The sequence below is a fragment of the Streptomyces sp. UH6 genome, assembly GCF_013421635.1.
GTDB classification, from domain to species: Bacteria; Actinomycetota; Actinomycetes; order Streptomycetales; family Streptomycetaceae; genus Streptomyces; species Streptomyces abyssomicinicus.
The window spans coordinates 1-1,217 of the sequence record NZ_JACADT010001330.1 but is presented as its reverse complement, the minus strand read 5'-3'; the positions used below and the strand labels follow the sequence as shown (position 1 = coordinate 1,217).

2 protein-coding genes are annotated in these 1,217 nt (G+C 76.2%); both read right to left on the bottom strand.

Translation table 11 applies throughout. The features are described from left to right. A partial coding sequence (locus HW445_RS31665) for a radical SAM protein (RefSeq protein ID WP_180224207.1) occupies positions 1-710 on the bottom strand: 710 nt, incomplete at its 3' end. 170 nt (positions 711-880) lie between these two features. Further along, on the bottom strand, positions 881-1,048 hold the full coding sequence (gene fxsA / locus HW445_RS31660) for an FxSxx-COOH cyclophane-containing RiPP peptide (protein ID WP_151770127.1): 168 nt from the start codon (positions 1,046-1,048) through the stop codon (positions 881-883). Positions 1,049-1,217 lie beyond the last annotated feature (169 nt).

Below are 1,217 nucleotides of genomic sequence, written 5' to 3'. Positions count from 1 at the left end.
CGGTGACGGGGGGCCCGCCACCACAGGTCGAAGACGGCGCAGAGCCAGTCGCCGTAGGGGGTGGCGCCGGACCCGTCCACGGCCCGCGACCCGGGCGGGGGCGTGGTCCAGTTGCCGTGGGGCAGCAGCAGGTCCAGGGCGGGCGGGTCGAGCTCCAGCAGCGACCGGTGGACCTCGGCCGGGTCGAGGGTGGGGTCGACGACCACCAGGAGGCCCGCGTAGGCGCCCCGGTGACGGTCGGCCAGCAGGCGGGCGGCGCGGACGACGGCGGGGTGGGAGGGGCGGCCGGCGTGGTCCACCCGCCGGCGGTTGTGGTGCGGGAGGCCGCCGTCGATGCTGAGGCCCACCGTGATGCGGTGCTCCGAAAGGAGAGCGGCGCTCTCGTCGGTGAGCAGTGTTCCGTTGGTCTGCACGGTGGCGTGGACGGTGCTCCCGGAGGGCACCGCGCGCCGCACCGCCTCGGTGTACGCGACCAGCGGTCCGGCGCCGTGCAGCAACGGTTCTCCACCGTGGAGGACCAGCGAGAGGTGCCGCAGCCGGTGCCGGGCGGCGTGCTCACCGATCCGCCGGGCGGTCTGCTCACGCACCGCCGCGGAGGCCGTGGGCGGGCGTGCCCGCCACCCCCGGTCGGGGCCGGAGTACAGGTAGCAGTACCGGCAGGCCAGGTTGCACCGGGCGTGCGTCTTGACGACGAACTGGCGGAACGGCACACGCGCGTGGACGCCGGCGGCCTCGGCACCGGTGCCGGTGCTGCCGGTTCCGGTGCCGGTGCCGGTGCTGCCGGTGCCGATCTCGTTGCCGGTTTCGGAGGAGGTACCTGCAGGGGATGACGCCGCCGCCCCCGCACCCGCCCCCGCCTCGGCCCGGGGCCCCGCCCGGGTCACTGCGGTGCGGAGTTGTTGAAGCCCCAGAGCGTCTCGGTGCCGTCGTCCTGCCGGGCCTGAAGGCGCTCGAGGACGTCGCGCAGGACCGGGTGGTCGAGGCGGCGCAGGGACTCGAGGTCGAGCGCGGTGAGGTCCGGAAGGTCGCGGGCGTCGCGGTCGGTCATGGATCCCCCGTGGTCGTCGGCCGGCCTGGTGTACCGGTGAGCTCCTCGAGGCGGCGTGCGGTGTCCTCGGGCGTCGGCTCCCCTAGCACCTGCATGCCCGCGGGCAGCCGACTCCACTCCTCGGCCGCCTCCCGGTAGGCGGCCCGGGCCGCCCTGGGGCGCTGGGCGG